The organism is Streptomyces crystallinus (assembly GCF_039521265.1).
Classification (GTDB): domain Bacteria; phylum Actinomycetota; class Actinomycetes; order Streptomycetales; family Streptomycetaceae; genus Streptomyces; species Streptomyces crystallinus.
This window is the reverse complement of the sequence record NZ_BAAACA010000017.1, coordinates 1-20,095: the sequence shown is the minus strand read 5'-3', so window position 1 is coordinate 20,095 and position 20,095 is coordinate 1. Positions and strand designations below refer to the sequence as shown.

The window sequence follows — 20,095 nt, the reverse complement described above, 5'->3', positions numbered from 1 at the left end:
GACATCCGTACGTACAGTCCGACGACCCCACGAGGAGGGCACGCCATGGTGTCGGCAGCCGACCGCGCGAAGAACCCGATGCGGACCAGCGTGTGGCTGGAGTCCGGCAAGTCGGCGGGCCGGGCCCGGCGGGCCGGGCAGCCGGCGGCCGCGCTCGACCGGGAGAGGATCATCGCGGAGTCGGTCCGCCTCCTCGACCGCGAGGGCGCGGCGAAGTTCTCCATGCGCCGGCTGGCGGCCGAGCTCGGGGTCACCGCGATGTCCCTCTACTGGTACGTGGACACCAAGGACGACCTGCTGGAGTTGGCCATGGACGCGGTCGCCGCCGAGGTGCCGGTCCCGGACGTGAGCGAGCAGGACGCCGACTGGCGCGACCAGACCCGCGCCCTGGCCGTCGGCTACCGGGCGATGCTCGTCCGCCACCCCTGGGTCTCCCCCCTGATGGGCCGCTATCTGAACATCGGCCCGAACTTCATGGCCTTCTCGGTCGCCGCCCAGACGGTCATGGCCCGCAGCGGCCTGCCGCCGCACGGCGTGACCGGCGGCCTCTCGGCGATCTTCCAGTTCGTGTACGGCTTCGGCACGATCGAGGGCCAGTTCGTGGCCCGCTGCGCGGAGGCCGGCGTCACCGAGGACGAGTACTTCGCCCAGGCCATGGGCACGGTCCGGGAACGCCCCGAACTCCACGAGCAGTTCGCGATCGCGGAGGAGCTCATGGAGGCGCGGGGCGGCGACACGGTGGCGGAGATGCGCGAACGCGACTTCGTGTTCGCCCTCGACCTGCTGATCGCGGGGATCGAGGCGAAGCGGGAGGGGTGACGGGAGGGGCGAGGGGACGGGAGGGGCGGGGGACGGCACGAAGGGGCCCACGAGTGGTGTTCGTGGGCCCCTTCGAGGGGGAGTGGAGCGGCCGGCCGTCCCCTGCCTGCCGCCCCGGTGTCGGGTGCCTCCGCTCGGGACACCCGAGTCCTTATGCCGCCGGGGTCTTCTGCTCCTCGGCCGGGGCCGCCGCGCGGGACTTGAGGGCGACCTCCTTGATGAACAGCGTCACGAAGAAGGCGAGCAGGGCGCACGGCGCCGCGTAGAGGAAGACGTCCGCCACACCGTGGCCGTACGCGCTCTCCATCACCGTCCGCAGCGGCGCGGGCAGCTTGTCGAGGTCGGGGATGCCGCCGCCACCGCCGCCCTGGGCCAGGCCCGCTGCCTTGGGGCCGAGGTCGGCCAGGCCGTCCTTGACGTAGTGCGTGACCCGGTTCGCCATCACGGCGCCGAGCGCGGAGACGCCCACCGCGCCGCCCAGCGAGCGGAAGAACGTCACCACCGAGGAGGCCGAGCCGAGGTCGGCCGCCGAGACCTGGTTCTGGGTGCACAGCACCAGGTTCTGCATCATCATGCCGATGCCCAGGCCCATCAGCGCCATGTAGATCGCGAGCTGCCAGTACGCCGTGTCGTACCGCATCGTGCCGAGCAGCGCGAGACCGGCGGTGACCAGGACGCCGCCGCTCACCAGCCACGCCTTCCAGCGCCCGGTCTTGGTGATGACCTGGCCGGAGACCGTGGAGGAGACGAACAGGCCGCCGATCATCGGGATGGTGAGCACGCCCGACATCGTCGGGGACTCGCCGCGGGCCAGCTGGAAGTACTGGCTGAAGAACACCGTGCCGGAGAACATCGCCACACCCACGAAGAGCGAGGCCAGCGACGCCAGCGTGATCGTCCGGTTGCGGAACAGCCGCAGCGGGATGATCGGCTCGGCCGCCCTCGACTCCACGTACACGAACACCGCGCCCAGCAGCACCGAGCCGCCGACCATCGCCGCCGTCTGCCACGACATCCAGTCGTACTTGTCGCCGGCGAACGTCACCCACACCAGCAGCAGCGAGACCGACGCGCTGATGAAGAACGCGCCCGCCCAGTCGACCTTGACCTCGCGCCTGACCACCGGCAGCTTCAGGGTCTTCTGGAGCACGATCAGGGCGATGACCGCGAACGGCACGCCGACGTAGAAGCACCAGCGCCAGCCGAGCCACTCGGTGTCGGTGATCACGCCACCGAGCAGCGGCCCGCCGACCGTCGCGACCGCGAATGTGGCACCGAGGTAGCCGCTGTACCGGCCGCGCTCACGCGGCGCGATCATCGCGGCCATGATGATCTGGGCGAGCGCGGAGAGACCGCCGACGCCGATGCCCTGGACGACGCGGCAGGCGATCAGCATGCCCGCGTTCTGGGAGAGCCCGGCGACCACCGAACCACTGACGTAGATGATCAGGGCTATCTGGACCAGCAGCTTCTTGCTGAACAGGTCGGAGAGCTTGCCCCACAGCGGGGTGGTCGCGGTCATCGCGAGGAGCGAGGCCGTGACGACCCAGGTGTACGCGGACTGGCCGCCGCCCAGGTCGCCGATGATCTGCGGCAGGGCGTTGGAGACGATCGTCGAGGACAGGATGGCGACGAACATGCCGAGCAGCAGCCCGGACAGCGCCTCCATGATCTGCCGGTGAGTCATCGGCGCGCCGCTGTCGGAGGGGTGGCCTCCGGAGGCAGCGCGGCCGTCCCGCACACCGGCCGGTGTGGATGTAGCCATGAACTTCCTTCTCTGTTACGTCGGGTGGGCCGTTACGCCTGTTGCGCGGCGGGTGTACGGGTGAGCGGCGCGCGCCGGGCGAAACGTTCTTCGCGGCGGGGTCGGCCGCGGTGTCCGTCGCGGGGCTCGTCGTCGGGCTCGCTGCGGGGTTCTTCGTGGCGCTCGACGCGCCGCTCCTCACGGCAGTCGAAGCTCTCTCTGAGCCGCGCGAGCATCACGTTCAGCTGCCCGACCTCGTCGTCGGACCAGTCCCGCAGGGTCCGGGCGAACATCTGCGCGGTGCGCCGCCCGAGCTCGTCGAGCATGTCCTGCCCGGCGGGGGTGAGGCGCAGGATCCGGGAACGCTTGTCCAGCGGGTCCGGGTCGCGCTCGATCCAGCCCCGTGCGGCCACATGGGTGACATGACGGCTGGTCACCGACATGTCCACGTCCAGGAGTTCGGCGAGCCGGCTGATCCGCATCTCCCCGTGCCGGCCGAGGAGGGTGAGCACGGCGGCGGAGCCGGCCGGGCACTCGGCCGGCAGGATCCGCCCGAGCCCGCGCTTGACGGCCCCGATGGCGCTGAGCTGCCGGGCCAGCTCCTCGTAGTGGCTCTGCGCGGCCATCGGCTCCTCCTCCGGGAGTGACTGATCTTGTTGCTTAGGGCAACCATAGGATGATTGGTTGCTGAAGGCAAGTGAATGGAGGTGAGGGCGGGCAAAGTAAACGCAAAGGGTTCGCATATGGGAAGTCAATGCGCAGGTGGGGGCGGTGCTGGGGGCTGTTGTGGTGCTTACGGGGGGCGCGCCGGGAGCGAACTGCGGGCGCGCGCGGCCCGTGTGCGGGCGCCGTGAGCGTGCGGTGTGCGTGCGTCCGCGCGCGGGGGCGGGGGTTGGGCGGAACCCGGGACTTCGCTAGGGTCCGGTGCATGGCACACAACACCCCGGGCCCCGAGGGCAACTACGACCCCGCGGGCAGCACGCAGATGTTCCGCGCCTTCGTCGACGAGGGCGCGCCGCAGGGCCGCCAGGCGGCGGCCCCGGCGGCTTCGGCCGGTCCGCGCGTCGGTCTGATCGTGGGCGTCGTCCTCGTCCTCGCCGTCCTCGCGGGCGTCGCCTGGCTCGCGCTGGGCTGACCCCTCCTTCGCCGCACCCCTTCGAGGCCCGTTCGGTCACCGCCAGTCGGCGGTCACCGAGCGGGTCTCGATGTGCGTTCCGAGCGGTACGCGCCAGGCGTCCAGGCAGACCTCGTACGTACGTGAGGTCGCCGTCGCGGCGGGTACGGGGCCGAGCGGCTGGGTGGAGGTGACGGTCGCCCAGTCGATGCCGAGCAGGCCGATGACGTGGGTGGCGAAGGTGAGGGTGCCGGACCTCACGGGGGTGGTGCCGGTGTTGCGGAGGGGGACGGTGACGTTCTCGCAGCGGCGGGTGGGGGTGGGGGTCCTGGTGAGGGTGCCGAGGGTGAGGGCGGCGGGGGTCGGGGGCGTGGTTGTGCCGCCGGGGCTGCCGCCGCCTGTCGTGCTGGCGCCGCCTGAGGTTCCGCCCGATGCCCCGCCGGAATCGCTGTCGCCGGTGCCGGGAGTGCCGCCTCCGCCGGCCCCACCACCGGCGGATGTGCTGCCTCCGCCGGGCGCCGGGCCGCCGGTGCTGTTGCCTGCGCCGGGGCCCGCGGCCGTGCTGCCGCCGCCGCTTGCGTTCCCCCCGCCGCTGCGGGCAGTCGTGCCGCTAGGGGCGGCACGGGTGGGCGCAGCGGCACCCCGGCCCCGCCCGGTTGCGTCCCCCGCCCCGTCCAGCGGAACCAGCTCCACCCTTCCGTGCGGCGGAACGGCTCCGCCCGGGGCGGCTTCCGGCCCGGAACCGGCCGCGTCCACGGCCACGTAGGGCTTCCCGCCCTCCCCGCCGCAGGCGGCCAGCGCACCGCCGCCCAGGGCGAGTGCGGCCGCCGCCGATACGCCGATCAACGCAGCACGTCGCATCGGCCCAGTGTTGCTGACGGGCCGTCAATTGTGAACCCTGTGGCGGCCCCTCTCGAACGGGGCCGCACACGGCCGCCCTAGTCCGCGATCAACCCCTCCCGCAGCTGCGCCAGCGTCCTCGTCAGGAGGCGGGAGACGTGCATCTGGGAGATGCCCACCTCCTCGCCGATCTGGGACTGCGTCATGTTCGCGAAGAAGCGGAGCATGATGATCTGGCGCTCGCGCGGGGGGAGTTTGGCCAGCAGGGGCTTGAGGGACTCGCGGTATTCGACGCCCTCCAGCGCCGCGTCCTCGTAACCGAGGCGGTCCGCGAGGGAGCCCTCGCCGCCGTCGTCCTCGGGGGAGGGGGAGTCGAGGGAGGAGGCCGTGTAGGCGTTGCCGACCGCCAGGCCGTCGACCACGTCCTCTTCCGAGACGCCGAGGACCGCCGCCAGCTCCGGGACCGTCGGCGAGCGGTCCAGCTTCTGGGCCAGCTCGTCGCTCGCCTTGGTCAGGGCAAGCCGCAGCTCCTGGAGGCGGCGCGGCACCCGTACCGACCACGAGGTGTCGCGGAAGAAGCGCTTGATCTCACCGACCACCGTCGGCATCGCGAAGGTGGGGAACTCCACGCCCCGCTCGCAGTCGAACCGGTCGATCGCCTTGATCAGGCCGATCGTGCCGACCTGGACGATGTCCTCCATCGGCTCGTTGCGGGAGCGGAAGCGCGCCGCCGCGTACCGCACCAGCGGCAGGTTGAGCTCGATCAGGGTGTCGCGCACGTACGTACGCTCGGGGCTCTCCGCGCTGCCCAGCGCGGCCAGCCGCAGGAACAGGGAGCGGGAGAGCGTGCGGGTGTCCAGCGGCTCGGCGGAGCCCGTCTCGCGGCGCGGGGCGACGACGGGGGCCGTCGGGCCGGCGGAGTCGAGCGCCTCGGGGGGGCCGGGCACGGCGCAGATGTCGATGGCTTCCGGGCTCATCGGCACATCGGGTGCGGGCACGCTCTTCATGAGCGTGAGCACCTGCACCTTCGAGCTGCCCTGTTCTGCGGACATGCCACCCCCTTGAGGTCGCGGACGGTCGCGGTGGCCACGACCATCGGAGGAACGCAGCCTCCACCTGAATACCGGAGGCGGAGCTGCGGCAAACGCGGTTCCAGCAGAATGTCACATGTCGGCAACACGCTGTAGTGACATGTCGACAAGTCCGGCGTGGATACGCGCAGTTAACAGGGGGTGTGCCGATTTAGGCGCCGGATTGTTCACCCGGACGTGGATCACTCGATCCGGTTACGCCTCGATTCGATTTGCGGATCTGAGCCGGGCGAAGCTCCTGGCCAGCAGTCGGGAGACATGCATCTGCGACACGCCCAGCTCCTGGCTGATCTGGGACTGCGTCAGATTGCTGTAGTAGCGGAGCATCAGGATCCGCTGTTCCCGCTCGGGCAGTTGTACGAGGAGGTGGCGGACCAGGTCCCGGTGCTCCACGCCCGCCAGCGCCGGGTCCTCGTACCCCAGCCGGTCGAGCAGGCCGGGCAGCCCGTCGCCCTCCTGGGCCGCCTCCAGGGAGGTCGCGTGGTACGAGCGGCCCGCCTCGATGCAGGCGAGCACCTCGTCCTCGCCGATCTTCAGCCGGTCCGCGATCTCGGCGGTGGTCGGCGAGCGGCCGTGAAGGGTCGTCAGGTCCTCGGTGGCCCCGTTGACCTGCACCCACAGCTCGTGGAGGCGGCGCGGGACGTGGACGGTGCGCACGTTGTCGCGGAAGTACCGCTTGATCTCGCCCACCACGGTCGGCATGGCGAAGGTGGGGAACTGCACCCCGCGCTCCGGGTCGAACCGGTCGATCGCGTTGATCAGCCCGATCGTGCCGACCTGGACCACGTCCTCCATCGGCTCGTTGCGCGAGCGGAACCGCGCGGCCGCGTACCGCACCAGCGGCAGGTTCGCCTCGATCAGCGCCCCGCGCACCCGGTGGTGCTCCGCGGTGCCCGGCTCCAGGCCCTTGAGCTGCCCGAAGAGCACCTGGGTGAGCGCCCGGGTGTCCGCGCCCCGGGTGCTGGTCCGTACGGGCGCCCGGTGGCCCTCCTGGGGCTCCTGGGGCTCGTTCTGGGGCGGCACTTGAGGTGCGGTACTGGCCGGCACGGTCAACGCCACCCCTTTGAGGTCACTGCGTGGTCAATGTCGCGGTCGATATCGGTCGGGTCGATATCGGTCGGCCGACGTCGTTCGGTCGACGCCGTTCGGTCAACTTCGGCGAACCTTCGTCGACTCATCCGTCAAAAGCGGTCATAGCATCACAAGACATGTCCACTGTGTGCAAGCACCGTATAACCACGTGTTGAGGGCAAGTTGGGCGCCCGGCGTACGCCCGGACGTACCACCGGACATGCGAAAAGCCCCGCACCACTGGGGTGCGGGGCCTGTCGGCGTACCGGTTCAGCAGGGGTAGTCGGCGATCACCCAGGTGGCGAACTCACGCCACTGCGCGGCAGCCGCCTGATGGGCCGGGTGTTCGAGGTAACGCTTCAGCGCGTCCAGGTCCTCGACCGCCGAGTTGATGGCGAAGTCGTAGGCGATGGGCCGGTCGGTGATGTTCCAGGCGCACTCCCAGAACCTCAGCTCGGGCACGAGCCCGTCCAGTTCCTCGAACGCCTTCACCCCGGCGGCCACCCGCGCCTCGTCGCGTGCCACGCCCTCGTTGAGCTTGAAGAGGACCAGATGGCGGATCATGTGTGCTCCTTGCCGTACGTACGTGTCAGCGCCCCCGCTGATCGTACGAGCGGTCCCCCATGAATCAGCGGTTCAGCGGACCAGCTCGGTCATGAACTGGCCGATCCCCTTGGCGGCGGAGGAGATCCCCTCGAACCCCGTCTGGACCATCCCCGCGGCCTCCACGGGCGAGGTGATGATCGTGTACAGCACGAAGACGACCGCGCAGTAGAGCAGCACCTTCTTCACGTCCACGTGCGTGCACCCTCCCCGGCTCCCCTGTGCGCTCGCGTGAGTCTAACCAACACCACTTCCGCCGTCCTCACCCCGTCTTTAAGGACCAAGGGCCCCCGGATCGGGGCCCTTCGCCGGACGGTACGGACGTGACACGGGAGCAGGATGGTTCCAGAGCCCAGCGGATCTGGCAGGAATCCGAGGGGCCGGAACAGGGCCTCACTGCGGGGTCCGCGCCGCGCGCTTCCCCCCCGACCGCGGCCCGGACTTGCGGGCCCGTTCTCATCGGGGGGAGCGGCTTGTCCCCCGACGCCGCTCCCCCCGTCCAACCACCGAAAGCCCCGGCCCGCCCCCGGCCGGGGCTTTTTCGCGTCCTTCCCCCACCCCGCGAACCGGGACGCAAGAAGGGCCCCGACACCGTCGGGGCCCTTCTGAGAGCGGTAGCGGAGGGATTTGAACCCTCGGTGACTTGCGCCACACTCGCTTTCGAGGCGAGCTCCTTCGGCCGCTCGGACACGCTACCGAGAGAGAGCTTAGCCCAAGGTGGGCCGTGGTTTGAAATCCGTGTGCGGCGAGCGGGGTGAGACGTGGGTCACGGCCCGGTCCGGGCCCTCTCAGCGGTCCCGGAAGAAGGCCGTCAGCCGGCGGGAGCACTCCTCCTCCAGGACGCCCTGGATCACCTCGGGGCGGTGGTTGAGGCGGCGGTCGCGCACCAGGTCCCACAGGGATCCGGCCGCGCCCGCCTTCTCGTCGCGCGCCCCGTACACGACCCGTTCGACCCGGGACTGCACCAACGCGCCCGCGCACATGACGCAGGGCTCCAGGGTCACCACGAGCGTGCAGCCGGTCAGCCGCCACTCGCCGGTCTTCTGCGCCGCCCGCCTCAGCGCGACGACCTCCGCGTGTCCCGTGGGGTCGCCGGTGATCTCGCGTTCGTTGTGGGCGGTGGCGAGCACCGTGCCGTCCGCGGACAGCACGACGGCGCCGACCGGCACATCGCCGGCCAGCGCTGCCCGCCCGGCCTCCGCCAGGGCGGTACGCATCGGCTCCGCCCAGGGGTCGCGTACGGGATCGTGCGCCACGGCCACTAGCGCACGGCCTCCAGCACCTCGGCCGCTCCCAGCGCGTCGGCGATCTCCACCAGCGCGTCCGAGTCGAGCGTGAGCAGCTGGTGCTCGCTCACCCCGAGGTCCGCGAGGATCGCGACGTCCCCGAGCGGGCCCGCGGGCACCGGGTCGAGGCTCTCCACGGCTTCGTCGTCCGGGTCCTCCTGTTCGTCGAGGTCGCCGTCCTCCGTGCCGTCGAGGTCCAGCGCGTCCAGGTCGGCGGCGCTGTCGTCGGCGGCCGGGTCCCGGCCGAGCAGTTCGTCGGTGAGGAGGATCTCCCCGTACGAGGAACGGGCGGCGGCTGCGGCGTTGGAGACGTAGATGCGCGGGTCCTCCTCGCCGTCCACGCGGACGACGCCGAACCAGACATCCTCCTGCTCGATGAAGACGAGCACCGTGTCGTCGGCCCCGTCGGCCGTGGCCTCCCGGGCCAGGTCGGCGAGGTCGGACAGGGTCTCCACATCGTCGAGCTCTGTGTCGCTCGCTTCCCACCCGTCTTCGGTGCGCGCGAGCAGTGCGGCGAAGTACACCGTGACTCTCCCACTGGTCATAGGCATGCCGGTTGGGGGTCCCCCCGGCCGTGGCTTCACTGGAATCGTTGCAGAAACAACGCCGTTGCGAGAGTTCTTCCGCGGTTGCGTTTCTCCCGGCGCCTCGCTGGTCGGATTCTCAGGTCACCAGCGGAAGGTTCGCATGCGCATGGCCTGGCGCATACGGGCCGCGCGGGCGCGGCGGGGCTGGACGCGGTCGCGCAGGGCCTTCGCCTCGTGCAGCTCGCGCAGGAACTGGGCGCGCCGGCGCCGCCGCTCGGCGTCAGTCTCCGGCCGCGCGTCGCCCGTTCCGTCCCTGCCGTCCTGCTTGTCCGCCATGAGTGGGCACCGCCCCAGGGGTGTGTCGGTCCCTCCCACCTTCCCCCGGGTGGGTGGTTTGATGCCAGCGCGGACGGCGCGGGCGGGCCCTTCGCCCGGTTACTGTGGGGTTATGCGTCTCCACGTCGTCGACCACCCCCTGGTCGCCCACAAGCTCACCACCCTGCGCGACAAGCGCACCGACTCGCCGACCTTCCGGCGCCTCGCCGACGAGCTGGTCACCCTGCTCGCGTACGAGGCCACGCGTGACGTGCGCACCGAGCAGGTCGACATCGAGACCCCGGTGACCCCGACGACCGGCGTGAAGCTGTCGTACCCGCGCCCGCTGGTGGTCCCGATCCTGCGGGCGGGCCTGGGCATGCTGGACGGCATGGTGCGGCTGCTGCCGACCGCCGAGGTGGGCTTCCTGGGCATGATCCGCAACGAGGAGACCCTGGAGGCCTCCACGTACGCGACGCGTATGCCGGAGGACCTCTCCGGGCGCCAGGTGTACGTCCTGGACCCGATGCTGGCCACGGGCGGCACGCTGGTCGCGGCGATCCAGGAGCTCATCAAGCGCGGCGCGGACGACGTGACGGCCGTGGTGCTGCTCGCGGCGCCGGAGGGCGTCGAGGTCATGGAGCGGGAGCTGGCGGGGACGCCGGTGACGGTGGTGACGGCGTCGGTGGACGAGCGGCTCAACGAGCACGGGTACATCGTGCCGGGGCTGGGTGACGCGGGGGACCGCATGTACGGCACGGCCGACTGACCGGGGCCCCGCCCCGCAGGCCCCCTGGGTTGCCCGGGGGGCCTTTTGCTTTCCCCGGTCGGCGGGCCGGCCCTTCGTCTGCGACCCGGCGGGCGGCTGGTCGCGCAGTTCCCCGCGCCCCTAGGGGATGTGCCGCAGCCGGAGAATCCCGCTCAGCCACGGAGCCTTCAGGGGCGCGGGGAACTGCGCGAGCAACCCACCACTCAGCCGCAGACGAAGACCGGGCACCAAAGGGGCGCGGGCTAACACTTCGCCGGCTGGGCCGCCGGCTTCGTCAGGGTGGCGAGCGCCGTCGACGCCTGCTGGGCCGGGTCCAGGGCCTGGAAGGACGAGCCCAGGATCAGGTCGACGTCCGGGCTCGTACGCCCGTCGACCTTCTGGGCCGCCCCCTTCAGCTGCGTCCCGAGGACGGAGAACGCCCCCCGGGTAGCGCCGGGCGCACCCAGCAGTATCCCGTTCCCGGTCACCTTCTTGTCGTACTCCTCCGGCGCGTTGCCCACCTTGCCGATGGCGAACCCGCGCTTCTTCAGCTCGTCCGCCGTCTCCTTGGCGAGCCCGCCCCGCGGCGTCGCGTTGTAGACGTTGACCGTGATCTGGCCGGGCTTCGGCAGCGCCGCGGCGGCCGTCGCGGTGGACGGCGAGGCGCTCGGCGTCGGGCAGTCGTGTTTCGCGGCAGCGGTCTTCTTCTTCGCGTCGTCCGACCCGCCGAAGACGTCGATGAGCTGGATCGTCCCCCAGCCGATCAGCCCGAGGGCCACGACGGCGGCGACCGCCGCGAGCAGGAGTCGGCCGCGTCGGCGGGGGCGGCGCATCCGCGGGTACTTGTCGCCCGTGATGCGGTACTTTCCGCCCATGCCGGGGGGAGTGAGCATGCTCATATGCGCAGCGTAGTGCGGCCCGGTGGCGATGCCTACTAAATGATCAATCGATAGCGCCCGTATGAGCGGGAAAGGGCCCGAAAGGATCAGTACGGATCAGTACGCCCGGGGCTCGGCCGCAGCCGTCAGTCCATTTCCAGTACGCGCGCGTGCAGCACCTGGCGCTGCTGGAGCGCCGCGCGCACCGCGCGGTGCAGCCCGTCCTCCAGGTACAGGTCGCCCTGCCACTTCACGACGTGGGCGAAGAGGTCGCCGTAGAACGTCGAGTCCTCCGCCAGAAGGGTCTCCAGGTCGAGCTGGCCCTTGGTCGTGACGAGCTGATCGAGCCGGACCGGGCGCGGCGCGACGTCCGCCCACTGCCGGGTGCTTTCCCGGCCGTGGTCGGGGTACGGCCGCCCGCTTCCGATGCGCTTGAAGATCACACGGAAAGCCTACCGGGCAAGCGGCTCCGGGCGCAGCCATGGTGCACGAGTGCGATCCTGGGCGGAGTGCCGCAAACCCGACATTGGGGACTCGTATGACCGACAGCGACGAGACGCCGGGCACCGAGCCGGACACGAAGTCGGGCACGAGCCCGGGTGTGGCGCCCGACGGCGCGCCCCCGGCCGCACCCCCCGAGACCTCCTCCGTCTCCCTCCCGCCCCCCGTCGCCGAGATCGCCACCGGGTACTCCTTCACCGGCCCGGCCCTGGAGCTCGGCGCCGCCCTCTGGGACGGGCGGTGCCACGCCGACGCGCCGGTCCGTATCCCGCTCGCCATGCTCAACCGGCACGGTCTGGTCGCCGGGGCCACCGGCACCGGCAAGACCAAGACGCTCCAGCTGATCGCCGAGCAGCTGTCCGCGAACGGCGTGCCGGTCTTCCTGGCGGACGTGAAGGGCGATGTCTCCGGGATCTCCGCGCCCGGCCAGGACAACGAGAAGGTGCGGCAGCGGGCGGCCGAGGTGGGGCAGGAGTGGCAGGCGGCGGGCTACCCGTGTGAGTTCTACGCGCTCGGGGGCATCGGCACCGGCATCCCGCTGCGCGCCACGGTCACCAGCTTCGGGCCGGTGCTGCTGTCGAAGGTGCTGCAACTCAACCAGACCCAGGAGCAGTCGCTCGGCCTGATCTTCCACTACGCCGACTCCAAGGGCCTGGAGCTGTACGACCTGAAGGACCTCAAGGCGGTCACCGGCTTCCTCGTCTCGGACGTCGGCAAGCCGGAGCTGAAGGGCATCGGCGGGCTGTCGTCGGTGACCGCCGGGGTGATCCTGCGGGCGATCACCGCCTTCGAGCAGCAGGGCGCGGCCGAGTTCTTCGGGGAGCCCGAGTTCGACGTCACCGAGCTGCTGCGGCTGGCGCCGGACGGGCGGGGGCTGGTGTCCGTACTGGAGCTGCCGGCCGTCCAGGACAAGCCCCAGCTGTTCTCCACCTTCCTGATGTGGCTGCTCGCGGAGCTGTTCAACGGGCTGCCGGAGGTCGGGGACGTGGACCGGCCCAAGCTCGTCTTCTTCTTCGACGAGGCGCATCTGCTCTTCAGCGGGGCGTCGAAGGCGTTCCTGGAGTCGATCACGCAGACCGTACGGCTGATCCGCTCGAAGGGCGTCGGCGTCTTCTTCGTCACCCAGACGCCGAAGGACGTGCCCTCGGACGTGCTGGCGCAGCTGGGCAACCGGGTGCAGCACGCGCTGCGGGCGTTCACACCGGACGACGAGAAGGCGCTGAAGGCGACGGTACGGACGTTTCCGCGCTCGCCGTACGACCTGGAGGAGGTGCTCACCGGGCTCGGCACGGGCGAGGCGGTGATCACGGTCCTGAGCGAGAAGGGCGCGCCGACACCGGTGGCGGCGACGCGGCTGCGGGCGCCGGGGTCGCTGATGGGCCCGGTCCCGGAGGCCGACCTCGACCGTCTCGTCAAGTCCTCCTTGCTGTACGGGCGTTACGCGGAGGCCGTCGACCGGGAGTCGGCGTACGAGAAGCTGTCGGGGGAGGAGCGGGCGCGGGAGGCGGCGGCGGTCGAGTCCTCCCTGCCCCAGGCGCCGGCCGCCCGCAAGGGGGCGGACAAGTCCCTGGCGGAGCAGGTGGTGGGGAGCGGGATCTTCCGCTCGCTGGCGCGGTCGGTGGGGACGCAGCTGGGGCGTGAGATCACCCGCTCCTTGTTCGGCACGCGGCGCCGCTGAGCGGTGCAGGTGCAGGTGCAGGTGCCCGGACTCTGTCTGCGGCTGAGTGGTGGGTTGCTCGCGCAGTTCCCCGCGCCCCTAGCCACCTAGGGGCGCGGGGAACTGCGCGAGAAGCGGCCACTCACCCGCAGACAAAGTCCGGGCCTACTTCTTCGCCGTCTTCGCCGCCGCCTTGACCTCCTGCTTGTGCGCCCGCACCTTCGCAAGGGACTCCGGACCGGTGATGTCCGCCACCGACCGGTACCCCGCCTCCCCGTACGCCCCCGCCGCCTCCCTCCACCCCCGAGGCCGCACGCCCAGCTGCTTGCCCAGCAGCGCGAGGAAGATCCGGGCCTTCTGGTCGCCGAAGCCGGGAAGGGCCTTCAGACGGGCCAGCAGCTCCGCCCCCGTCGCCGCGTCCCGCCACACCGCCTCCGCCTCACCCCCGTACTCCTCCACCAGATACCGGCAGAGCTGCTGGACGCGCTGGGCCATCGAGCCGGGGTAGCGGTGCACCGCGGGCTTCTGCTTCAGGAGCTCGGCGAACGCCTCGGGGTCGTACGAGGCGATCGCCGCCGCGTCCAGGTCGGACGCCCCCATCCGCGTCGCGATCGTGTACGGGCCCGCGAAGGCCCATTCCATCGGGATCTGCTGGTCCAGGAGCATGCCGACCAGCGCGGCCAGCGGGCTGCGGCCCAGCAGCTCGTCCGCCTCGGGCTGCTGGGACAGGTGCAGGGTGTGGGGAGAAGCCATAGGGCGATGATCACCTCGGAGCCCGCCCGCCGCACGCGCACATCGGCCCTCCCCGTCCACGTTTTCCCCCGAACTCACACGTTCGTATGAGAGGCGCGAGCGTTCGGACTGCGCGCCGCTACCGCGGGTAGTGCTGGGGCCGACCAACTGGTCGTAGCAGGAGGGGAAACCAGTGACCCAGCCGTTCGTCCTGCCGGATTTCTATATGCCGTATCCGGCCCGGCTCAATCCCCATCTGGAGGCCGCACGGGTGCACTCCCGCGCGTGGGCCCGCGAGATGGGCATGCTGGAAGGGTCCGGCGTCTGGGAGCAGAGCGACCTCGACGCCCACGACTACGCGCTGCTGTGCTCGTACACCCACCCCGACTGCGACGCCGAGGCGCTGTCGCTCGTCACCGACTGGTACGTGTGGGTGTTCTTCTTCGACGACCACTTCCTGGAGGAGTTCAAGCGGACCCAGGACATCGAGGGCGGCCGGGCCTATCTGGAGCGGCTGGCCGCCTTCATGCCGATGGACCTCGCCGAGGGTTTCCCCGAACCCACCAACCAGGTCGAGAAGGGCCTGGCCGACCTGTGGACCCGGACCGTGCCGAGCATGTCGTACGGCTGGCGGGAACGGTTCGCCCGGTCCACCCGCCATCTGCTGGACGAGTCGATGTGGGAGCTGGTCAACATCGACGCGGGGCGGATCGCCAACCCCGTCGAGTACATCGAGATGCGCCGCAAGGTCGGTGGCGCGCCCTGGTCGGCGGGGATCGTGGAGTACGCGGCGGGCGCCGAGATCCCGCACTCGGTGGCCGCCTCCCGCCCGCTGCGGGTGCTCACCGACGCCTTCGCGGACGCGGTGCACCTGCGCAACGACCTCTTCTCGTACCAGCGCGAGGTGGAGGACGAGGGCGAGCTCAGCAACGGCGTCCTGGTCCTGGAGACCTTTCTCGGGTGCTCCACCCAGGAGGCCGCCGAGGCGGTCAACGACCTGCTCACCTCCCGGCTCCAGCAGTTCGAGAACACCGCGCTGACCGAGGTCCCGGCGCTCTGTCTGGACCAGGGGCTGAGTGCCGAGGAGTGCGCGCGGATCGCCGCGTACGTGAAGGGCCTCCAGGACTGGCAGGCCGGCGGCCACGAGTGGCACATGCGCTCCAGCCGGTACATGAACGAGGAGGCGCGGGCGCGCGGACCGGTGGCCGCCGGGGTGCTCGGCACCTCCGCGCTGGACGTCAGGAACCTCTTCGGGCGGCACGCCGCGGCCCGGCTGCGCAGCCACGCCCACGTGCCGTTCAGCCGCGTCGGGCCCTCCCTGCTGCCCGACTTCGACATCCCCTTCGAGCTGACGCTCAACCCCCATCTGGCCCACGCACGGGAGCGGTCCCTGGCCTGGGCGGACGGGATCGGGCTGCTCGGCGACATCTGGGACGAGCGGAAGCTGCGGGGCTACGACATCGCGCTCTGCTCGGCGGGCCTGGACCCGGACGCCGCCCCGGAGGAGCTGGAGCTGCACGCCGAGTGGCTCACCTGGGGGACCTATGCGGACGACTACTACCCGCTGGTGTACGGGCGTCCGCGCGACCTCGCCGGGGCACGGGCCGCCCACGAACGGTTCCTGCGCGTCATGGATCTGCACGACCCGGCCGCCGGGACACTCCTCGCGGCGACCCCGATGGAACGGGGACTCGCCGATCTGTGGGAGCGCACGGCGGGCCCGATGTCGGGCCGGGGGCGCCGGGAACTGCGGGAGGCGGTGGAGATCATGCTGGAGAGCTGGCTGTGGGAGCTGTTCAACACGGCACAGCACCGCGTCCCCGACCCGGTCGACTACATCGAGATGCGCCGGCACACCTTCGGAGCCGAGCTCACCGTGGCCCTCTCCCGGACCGGGCACGCCGACGTCCTGCCGTCCGAGCTCTTCCGTACGGGGACGATGACCGCGTTGGCGAACGCGGCCATGGACTACGGGATGCTGATCAACGACTTCTTCTCGTACCAGAAGGAGATCGAGTTCGAGGGCGAGCTGCACAACCTGCTCCTGGTGGTGCAGCGGTTCTTCGACTGCGACTACCCGACGGCCGTGCGCGTCACCGACGACCTGGTCCGCTCCCGGCTGCGGCAGTACCTGCACCTGAAGGAGCACGAAGTGCCGCTGCTGTACGAGCAGTTCGGGCTCGACGAGGCCGGTAGGCGCGCGCTCGGCGCGTACATCGAGGAGTTCGAGGACTGGATCGCCGGGATCCTGAACTGGCACCGGACGGTGAGCCGCTACGACGAGGAGTCGCTGCGCGGCGGCTCACTGCCCAACGCGGTCCCCTCCGTGCTCGCCTCCGCCGGGCCGGGCACGGCCGCGCAGCGGCTCGCCCAACTGGTGGCGCGCCCCCCGGCGGCTCCGGTCGCGGGGCTCTCCGGGGGGTGACCGACTTGCCGACGGTCGGGGCGGCGCCGGCGCTCGGCGCGATCACCCTGGCCCGGCGGCGGCCACGCCCGAGGGACACCGTGAGACGCCCGGTGCACTGCACAGCTGGTCGGGTGCTTGCTTTCCCGCCGAGGGAGCGGTACGCCCTTGTCACATCCGGGCCCGGCGCGTCGTCCTAGGGACATGGACATCGCCATTGCGGGAGGGACGGGGACGCTGGGCAGCCGCGTCGCCGAGGAGCTGCGGACGCGGGGGCACCGCGTACGGGTGCTGAGCCGTCGGTCACGGGAGTACCCGGTCGACCTGACCACCGGGGAGGGACTGATCGACGCCCTCGCGGGGTGCGACGTCGTGGTGGACGCGGCCAACGGCCACGGGTCCCCCAAGGGGGCGTCCCGCACCCTCGTGGACGGCACCCGGCGGCTGCTCGCCGCCGCGCGCGCTGTCGGCGTCCAGCACCACGTCTGTGTCTCGATCGTGGGCTGCGACATGGTGCCGATGGGATATCTCCAGGTCAAGGCCGAGCAGGAGTGGGTGGTACGGGAGGGCAGGGTGCCCTGGACGATCGTGCGGGCCACCCAGTTCCACGAACTGCTCGCCTCGGCGCTGGCGTCGGCCGCCAAGTGGGGCGTGGTGCCGGTGCCCCGGGCGCGGCTGCGCACCGTCGCCTGCATGGAGGCCGCCTGGGTGGTCGCGGACGTGGCGGAGGGGGTGCCGCACCGGGGGCGGATAGAGATCTGCGGCCCCGAGGACGTCGATGTGCGCGAGATGGCCCGGGTGTGGCGCGCGGTCACCGGGCGCCGGGCGGTCCTGATGCCGGTGCCGCTGCCCGGCCGGATGGGCCAGGCGCTGCGGGCGGGCGCGCTCACCGTGGACCGGCCGGACGTACGCGGCACCATGTCGTTCGGGGAGTGGCTGCGGACCGAGCAGGTCTGGGCGAGCGTCGCGGGGTCGCGGTGAGCGCCGGCGCCGGACGCGGGCCGCTGTCCGGCGAGGACGGACTGGCCCGGGCGTTCGAGCGGGAGCGGCCCCGGCTGCTGCGGGTCGCCTATACGACGACGGGGTGCCTGGCGGAGGCGGAGGACTGCGTCCAGGAGGCGTGGCTGCGGCTGCGCGGCCTCAAGGACCCGGGCGCCGTCCGCGATCTGCGCGCCTGGCTGACCACGACGGTGGGCCGGCTCGCCCTGGACGCGCTGGGCAGCGCGCGCGTACGGCGTGAGCGGTACGTCGGCACCTGGCTGCCCGAGCCGCTGGTGGAGCACGCGCCCGACGAGCAGGACCCCGCCGACCGGGTCACGCTCGACGAGTCGGTGTCGATGGCCTTGATGATCGTCCTGGACGAGCTGTCGCCCGCCCAGCGCACCGCGTTCCTGCTGCACGACGTGTTCGGGCTGCCCTTCGAGGAGGTCGCGGGCGTGGTGGGCCGCACGCCGGCGGCCGTGCGCCAGCTCGCCTCGCGGGCCCGCCGCCACGTCGACGCCAGCCGCCCGCACCACCCCGCCGGCTACGCCCGCCAGCGCGAACTGGTCAGCGCCTTCGGCCAGGCCTGCCAGGAAGGGGACCTGGAGCGGCTGGTCTCGCTGCTCGACCCCGAGGTGGTCTGGCGCGGCGACGGCGGCGGCAAGGTGACGGCCATGCCCGGGATCGTGCGCGGCGCCGACAGCGTGGCACGCGGCATCGTCGCCCTCGCCCGGGTCCACGTGCCGCCGGACGGCCTGCGGATCGCCCAGGTCAACGGGGCCCCGGGCCTCGTCCTCGACCACTGGGACGGGGTGCGCACGATCGTGGCGATCACCGTGGACGGCGGCCGGATCACTTCGGTGGACGCCATCCGCAACCCCGACAAGCTGACCCACGTACCCGACGCGTAGCCGCCCCACCGCGAAAGCTGCCCGACCGACGCCGACCGGCCCGGGCAGCCGACGCTCCTCGCGTCGGCCCCGGGAACGGCGAAGGGCCCCACCGCAAGCGGTGGGGCCCTTCGACTTCGTGCCCGGTGAGGCACTGGCGGAGGATACGAGATTCGAACTCGTGAGGGGTTGCCCCCAACACGCTTTCCAAGCGTGCGCCCTAGGCCACTAGGCGAATCCTCCGCCGCAAACAATACAAGACGCTGAGGGGTGCTCGCGAACTCGTTCCCCGGTCAGGGATCGGGTACCCTGTGCGGAGCCCCTCACGTGGCGCTATCTGACTGAACTCCCCCAGGGCCGGAAGGCAGCAAGGGTAGGTCGGCTCTGGCGGGTGCGTGGGGGGCGCTTGCGTGTGCGGGAGCCGGTGCGGGGCGCGGCGGGGTCCGGGGTGCGGTGTCCCCCGGTCGGCCCCCCGGGTGGCGGGGCCGGGCCGGAGGCGGGGGGTGCGCGTCGTCGCGTACGGCTTCGCGGGATCGGTTGTCAGTCCGCCCCGATAACCTCGTAGGTGTGTCGTCCCTTGCGCTGTACCGCCGCTACCGCCCGGAGTCCTTCGCCGAGGTCATCGGGCAGGAGCATGTCACCGACCCGCTGCAGCAGGCGCTGCGGAACAACCGGGTCAATCACGCGTACCTGTTCAGCGGGCCGCGCGGCTGTGGAAAGACGACCAGCGCCCGGATCCTGGCCCGCTGTCTGAACTGCGAGCAGGGGCCGACGCCCACCCCGTGCGGGCAGTGCCAGTCCTGTCAGGACCTCGCGCGCAACGGGCCGGGGTCCATCGACGTCATTGAGATCGACGCCGCCTCGCACGGTGGCGTGGACGACGCCCGTGAGCTGCGCGAGAAGGCCTTCTTCGGCCCCGCCAGCAGCCGGTACAAGATCTACATCATCGACGAGGCCCACATGGTCACCTCGGCGGGCTTCAACGCCCTGCTGAAGGTGGTCGAGGAGCCGCCGGAGCACCTGAAGTTCATCTTCGCCACCACCGAGCCCGAGAAGGTCATCGGGACCATCCGGTCGCGGACCCACCACTACCCCTTCCGGCTGGTGCCGCCCGGCACGCTGCGCGAGTACCTGGGCGAGGTCTGCGGGCGCGAGGGCATCCCCGTCGAGGACGGCGTGCTGCCGCTGGTCGTGCGGGCCGGCGCCGGGTCCGTGCGTGACTCGATGTCGGTGATGGACCAGCTCCTCGCCGGCGCCGCCGACGACGGTGTGACGTACGCCATGGCCACCGCCCTCCTCGGGTACACGGACGGCTCGCTGCTCGACTCCGTGGTGGACGCCTTCGCCTCCGGGGACGGCGCCGCCGCCTTCGAGGTCGTGGACCGGGTCATCGAGGGCGGCAACGACCCCCGCCGGTTCGTCGCCGACCTGCTGGAGCGGCTGCGCGACCTCGTCATCCTCGCCGCCGTCCCGGACGCCGGCGAGAAGGGGCTCATCGACGCGCCCGCCGACGTCGTCGAGCGGATGCAGGCCCAGGCCTCCGTCTTCGGTGCCGCCGAGCTCAGCCGGGCCGCCGACCTCGTCAACACCGGCCTCACCGAGATGCGCGGCGCCACCTCGCCCCGTCTCCAGCTGGAGCTGATCTGCGCGCGCGTGCTGCTGCCCGCGGCGTACGACGACGAGCGCTCGGTCCGGGCCCGGCTCGACCGGCTGGAGCGCGGCGCCCACTTCCAGGCGGGCCCGGGCACCGGCCCCGCGATGGGGTACGTGCCGGGGGCCGACGCGCATCCGCCGATGCCCGGCCAGGGCGCCGCTGCCGGGGGTCCCGAAGCCACCCCGGCCGCCTCGCGTGCGGCGGCTCCGGCCGCGCCTCAGCCGCCCGCCCCGGCCCCGG

Annotated in this window: 20 protein-coding genes, 2 tRNA genes, 1 other RNA gene and 1 pseudogene; 9 read left to right on the top strand and 15 right to left on the bottom strand. The window is 71.7% G+C overall.

Annotated features, from left to right (window positions below):
- Positions 1 to 45: 45 nt before the first annotated feature.
- A complete protein-coding gene (locus ABD236_RS17035) occupies positions 46 to 819 on the top strand; it encodes a TetR/AcrR family transcriptional regulator (RefSeq protein ID WP_344074570.1) in 774 nt (257 codons plus the stop codon).
- 157 nt (positions 820 to 976) lie between these two features.
- Here ABD236_RS17035 and ABD236_RS17030 read toward each other — a convergent pair.
- Both ABD236_RS17030 and ABD236_RS17025 read right to left on the bottom strand, forming a co-directional pair.
- A pseudogene (locus tag ABD236_RS17030) lies at positions 977 to 2,506 on the bottom strand (MDR family MFS transporter); the annotation flags it as partial.
- 110 nt (positions 2,507 to 2,616) lie between these two features.
- Positions 2,617 to 3,189, bottom strand: coding sequence for a MarR family winged helix-turn-helix transcriptional regulator (locus ABD236_RS17025; RefSeq protein ID WP_344074568.1), 573 nt, complete (start codon positions 3,187 to 3,189; stop codon positions 2,617 to 2,619).
- Positions 3,190 to 3,491: 302 nt separating this feature from the next.
- Here ABD236_RS17025 and ABD236_RS17020 point away from each other — a divergent pair, with 302 nt between their 5' ends.
- Positions 3,492 to 3,698: a hypothetical protein gene (locus tag ABD236_RS17020; protein ID WP_344074567.1), complete on the top strand. Its 207-nt coding sequence runs from the start codon at positions 3,492 to 3,494 to the stop codon at positions 3,696 to 3,698.
- A 36-nt stretch (positions 3,699 to 3,734) separates the two neighbouring features.
- On the opposite strand, the gene ABD236_RS17015 is transcribed toward ABD236_RS17020, so the two are convergent.
- The 9 genes from ABD236_RS17015 to ABD236_RS16975 all read right to left on the bottom strand — a co-directional run bounded on the left by ABD236_RS17015 (position 3,735) and on the right by ABD236_RS16975 (position 9,431).
- A complete protein-coding gene (locus tag ABD236_RS17015; protein WP_344074566.1) occupies positions 3,735 to 4,538 on the bottom strand; it encodes a hypothetical protein in 804 nt (267 codons plus the stop codon).
- Between the two features lie 77 nt (positions 4,539 to 4,615).
- Complete coding sequence (locus ABD236_RS17010; RefSeq protein ID WP_344074565.1) at positions 4,616 to 5,569, bottom strand: RNA polymerase sigma factor SigF; 954 nt, start codon at positions 5,567 to 5,569, stop codon at positions 4,616 to 4,618.
- A gap of 234 nt (positions 5,570 to 5,803) precedes the next feature.
- The gene (locus ABD236_RS17005) at positions 5,804 to 6,655 is read right to left on the bottom strand and encodes an RNA polymerase sigma factor SigF (RefSeq protein WP_344074564.1); all 852 of its coding nucleotides are present in this window, start codon (positions 6,653 to 6,655) and stop codon (positions 5,804 to 5,806) included.
- Between the two features lie 294 nt (positions 6,656 to 6,949).
- Positions 6,950 to 7,243: a Dabb family protein gene (locus ABD236_RS17000; RefSeq protein ID WP_344074563.1), complete on the bottom strand. Its 294-nt coding sequence runs from the start codon at positions 7,241 to 7,243 to the stop codon at positions 6,950 to 6,952.
- 72 nt (positions 7,244 to 7,315) lie between these two features.
- Positions 7,316 to 7,477, bottom strand: coding sequence for a hypothetical protein (locus tag ABD236_RS16995; RefSeq protein WP_180357221.1), 162 nt, complete (start codon positions 7,475 to 7,477; stop codon positions 7,316 to 7,318).
- Between the two features lie 417 nt (positions 7,478 to 7,894).
- A tRNA-Ser gene (locus tag ABD236_RS16990) sits at positions 7,895 to 7,979 on the bottom strand.
- A gap of 91 nt (positions 7,980 to 8,070) precedes the next feature.
- Positions 8,071 to 8,499, bottom strand: a complete 429-nt coding sequence (tadA, locus tag ABD236_RS16985; RefSeq protein WP_344074576.1) for a tRNA adenosine(34) deaminase TadA — start codon at positions 8,497 to 8,499, stop codon at positions 8,071 to 8,073.
- Positions 8,500 to 8,543: 44 nt separating this feature from the next.
- Complete coding sequence (locus ABD236_RS16980; protein WP_344074562.1) at positions 8,544 to 9,113, bottom strand: tRNA adenosine deaminase-associated protein; 570 nt, start codon at positions 9,111 to 9,113, stop codon at positions 8,544 to 8,546.
- 123 nt (positions 9,114 to 9,236) lie between these two features.
- Positions 9,237 to 9,431, bottom strand: a complete 195-nt coding sequence (locus tag ABD236_RS16975) for a hypothetical protein (protein ID WP_344074561.1) — start codon at positions 9,429 to 9,431, stop codon at positions 9,237 to 9,239.
- 112 nt (positions 9,432 to 9,543) lie between these two features.
- Here ABD236_RS16975 and upp point away from each other — a divergent pair, with 112 nt between their 5' ends.
- The gene (gene upp, locus ABD236_RS16970) at positions 9,544 to 10,179 is read left to right on the top strand and encodes a uracil phosphoribosyltransferase (RefSeq protein WP_344074560.1); all 636 of its coding nucleotides are present in this window, start codon (positions 9,544 to 9,546) and stop codon (positions 10,177 to 10,179) included.
- Positions 10,180 to 10,421: 242 nt separating this feature from the next.
- Here upp and ABD236_RS16965 read toward each other — a convergent pair whose 3' ends face one another.
- Entirely contained in the window at positions 10,422 to 11,033 is a 612-nt protein-coding gene (locus ABD236_RS16965) for a LytR C-terminal domain-containing protein (protein ID WP_344074575.1), read from the bottom strand.
- 149 nt (positions 11,034 to 11,182) lie between these two features.
- Positions 11,183 to 11,479 (bottom strand): type II toxin-antitoxin system VapB family antitoxin, encoded by a 297-nt coding sequence (locus tag ABD236_RS16960; protein WP_053725882.1) that lies wholly within the window; start codon positions 11,477 to 11,479, stop codon positions 11,183 to 11,185.
- A 95-nt stretch (positions 11,480 to 11,574) separates the two neighbouring features.
- Here ABD236_RS16960 and ABD236_RS16955 point away from each other — a divergent pair, with 95 nt between their 5' ends.
- Entirely contained in the window at positions 11,575 to 13,215 is a 1,641-nt protein-coding gene (locus tag ABD236_RS16955) for a helicase HerA-like domain-containing protein (RefSeq protein ID WP_344074559.1), read from the top strand.
- A 144-nt stretch (positions 13,216 to 13,359) separates the two neighbouring features.
- On the opposite strand, the gene ABD236_RS16950 is transcribed toward ABD236_RS16955, so the two are convergent.
- On the bottom strand, positions 13,360 to 13,947 hold the full coding sequence (locus ABD236_RS16950; RefSeq protein ID WP_344074558.1) for an HhH-GPD-type base excision DNA repair protein: 588 nt from the start codon (positions 13,945 to 13,947) through the stop codon (positions 13,360 to 13,362).
- 172 nt (positions 13,948 to 14,119) lie between these two features.
- On the opposite strand from ABD236_RS16950, the gene ABD236_RS16945 reads away from it, so the two are divergent.
- The 3 genes from ABD236_RS16945 (at position 14,120) to sigJ (ending at position 18,222) form a co-directional block, all read left to right on the top strand.
- A complete protein-coding gene (locus tag ABD236_RS16945) occupies positions 14,120 to 16,351 on the top strand; it encodes a terpene synthase family protein (RefSeq protein ID WP_344074556.1) in 2,232 nt (743 codons plus the stop codon).
- A gap of 183 nt (positions 16,352 to 16,534) precedes the next feature.
- Positions 16,535 to 17,311, top strand: a complete 777-nt coding sequence (locus tag ABD236_RS16940; protein ID WP_344074555.1) for an SDR family oxidoreductase — start codon at positions 16,535 to 16,537, stop codon at positions 17,309 to 17,311.
- Complete coding sequence (gene sigJ, locus ABD236_RS16935; protein WP_425543890.1) at positions 17,308 to 18,222, top strand: RNA polymerase sigma factor SigJ; 915 nt, start codon at positions 17,308 to 17,310, stop codon at positions 18,220 to 18,222. Before ABD236_RS16940 ends, sigJ begins: the two co-directional genes overlap by 4 nt.
- Before the next feature lie 134 nt (positions 18,223 to 18,356).
- On the opposite strand, the gene ABD236_RS16930 is transcribed toward sigJ, so the two are convergent.
- Positions 18,357 to 18,444 (bottom strand) — tRNA-Ser (locus ABD236_RS16930).
- Between the two features lie 72 nt (positions 18,445 to 18,516).
- Between ABD236_RS16930 and ffs the strand changes: the two genes are divergently transcribed.
- Together ffs and ABD236_RS16920 are read left to right on the top strand one after the other, a co-directional pair.
- Positions 18,517 to 18,611, top strand: an RNA gene (gene ffs / locus ABD236_RS16925) — signal recognition particle sRNA small type.
- 157 nt (positions 18,612 to 18,768) lie between these two features.
- On the top strand, positions 18,769 to 20,095 hold a 1,327-nt coding region (locus ABD236_RS16920), incomplete at its 3' end, for a DNA polymerase III subunit gamma and tau (RefSeq protein ID WP_344074554.1).

What these genes read in the sequence shown, in the direction of transcription:
- tadA (WP_344074576.1), bottom strand. Translation starts at nt 8,499, where the DNA reads ATGCGTACCGCCCTGGCGGAGGCCGGGCGGGCAGCGCTGGCCGGCGAT.
- ABD236_RS16940 (WP_344074555.1), top strand. Translation starts at nt 16,535, where the DNA reads ATGGACATCGCCATTGCGGGAGGGACGGGGACGCTGGGCAGCCGCGTC.
- ABD236_RS17020 (WP_344074567.1), top strand. Translation starts at nt 3,492, where the DNA reads ATGGCACACAACACCCCGGGCCCCGAGGGCAACTACGACCCCGCGGGC.
- ABD236_RS16965 (WP_344074575.1), bottom strand. Translation starts at nt 11,033, where the DNA reads ATGGGCGGAAAGTACCGCATCACGGGCGACAAGTACCCGCGGATGCGC.
- ABD236_RS17025 (WP_344074568.1), bottom strand. Translation starts at nt 3,189, where the DNA reads ATGGCCGCGCAGAGCCACTACGAGGAGCTGGCCCGGCAGCTCAGCGCC.
- ABD236_RS17010 (WP_344074565.1), bottom strand. Translation starts at nt 5,569, where the DNA reads ATGTCCGCAGAACAGGGCAGCTCGAAGGTGCAGGTGCTCACGCTCATG.
- ABD236_RS17000 (WP_344074563.1), bottom strand. Translation starts at nt 7,243, where the DNA reads ATGATCCGCCATCTGGTCCTCTTCAAGCTCAACGAGGGCGTGGCACGC.
- ABD236_RS16980 (WP_344074562.1), bottom strand. Translation starts at nt 9,113, where the DNA reads ATGACCAGTGGGAGAGTCACGGTGTACTTCGCCGCACTGCTCGCGCGC.
- ABD236_RS16955 (WP_344074559.1), top strand. Translation starts at nt 11,575, where the DNA reads ATGACCGACAGCGACGAGACGCCGGGCACCGAGCCGGACACGAAGTCG.
- ABD236_RS16950 (WP_344074558.1), bottom strand. Translation starts at nt 13,947, where the DNA reads ATGGCTTCTCCCCACACCCTGCACCTGTCCCAGCAGCCCGAGGCGGAC.
- ABD236_RS17015 (WP_344074566.1), bottom strand. Translation starts at nt 4,538, where the DNA reads ATGCGACGTGCTGCGTTGATCGGCGTATCGGCGGCGGCCGCACTCGCC.
- ABD236_RS17035 (WP_344074570.1), top strand. Translation starts at nt 46, where the DNA reads ATGGTGTCGGCAGCCGACCGCGCGAAGAACCCGATGCGGACCAGCGTG.
- upp (WP_344074560.1), top strand. Translation starts at nt 9,544, where the DNA reads ATGCGTCTCCACGTCGTCGACCACCCCCTGGTCGCCCACAAGCTCACC.
- ABD236_RS16975 (WP_344074561.1), bottom strand. Translation starts at nt 9,431, where the DNA reads ATGGCGGACAAGCAGGACGGCAGGGACGGAACGGGCGACGCGCGGCCG.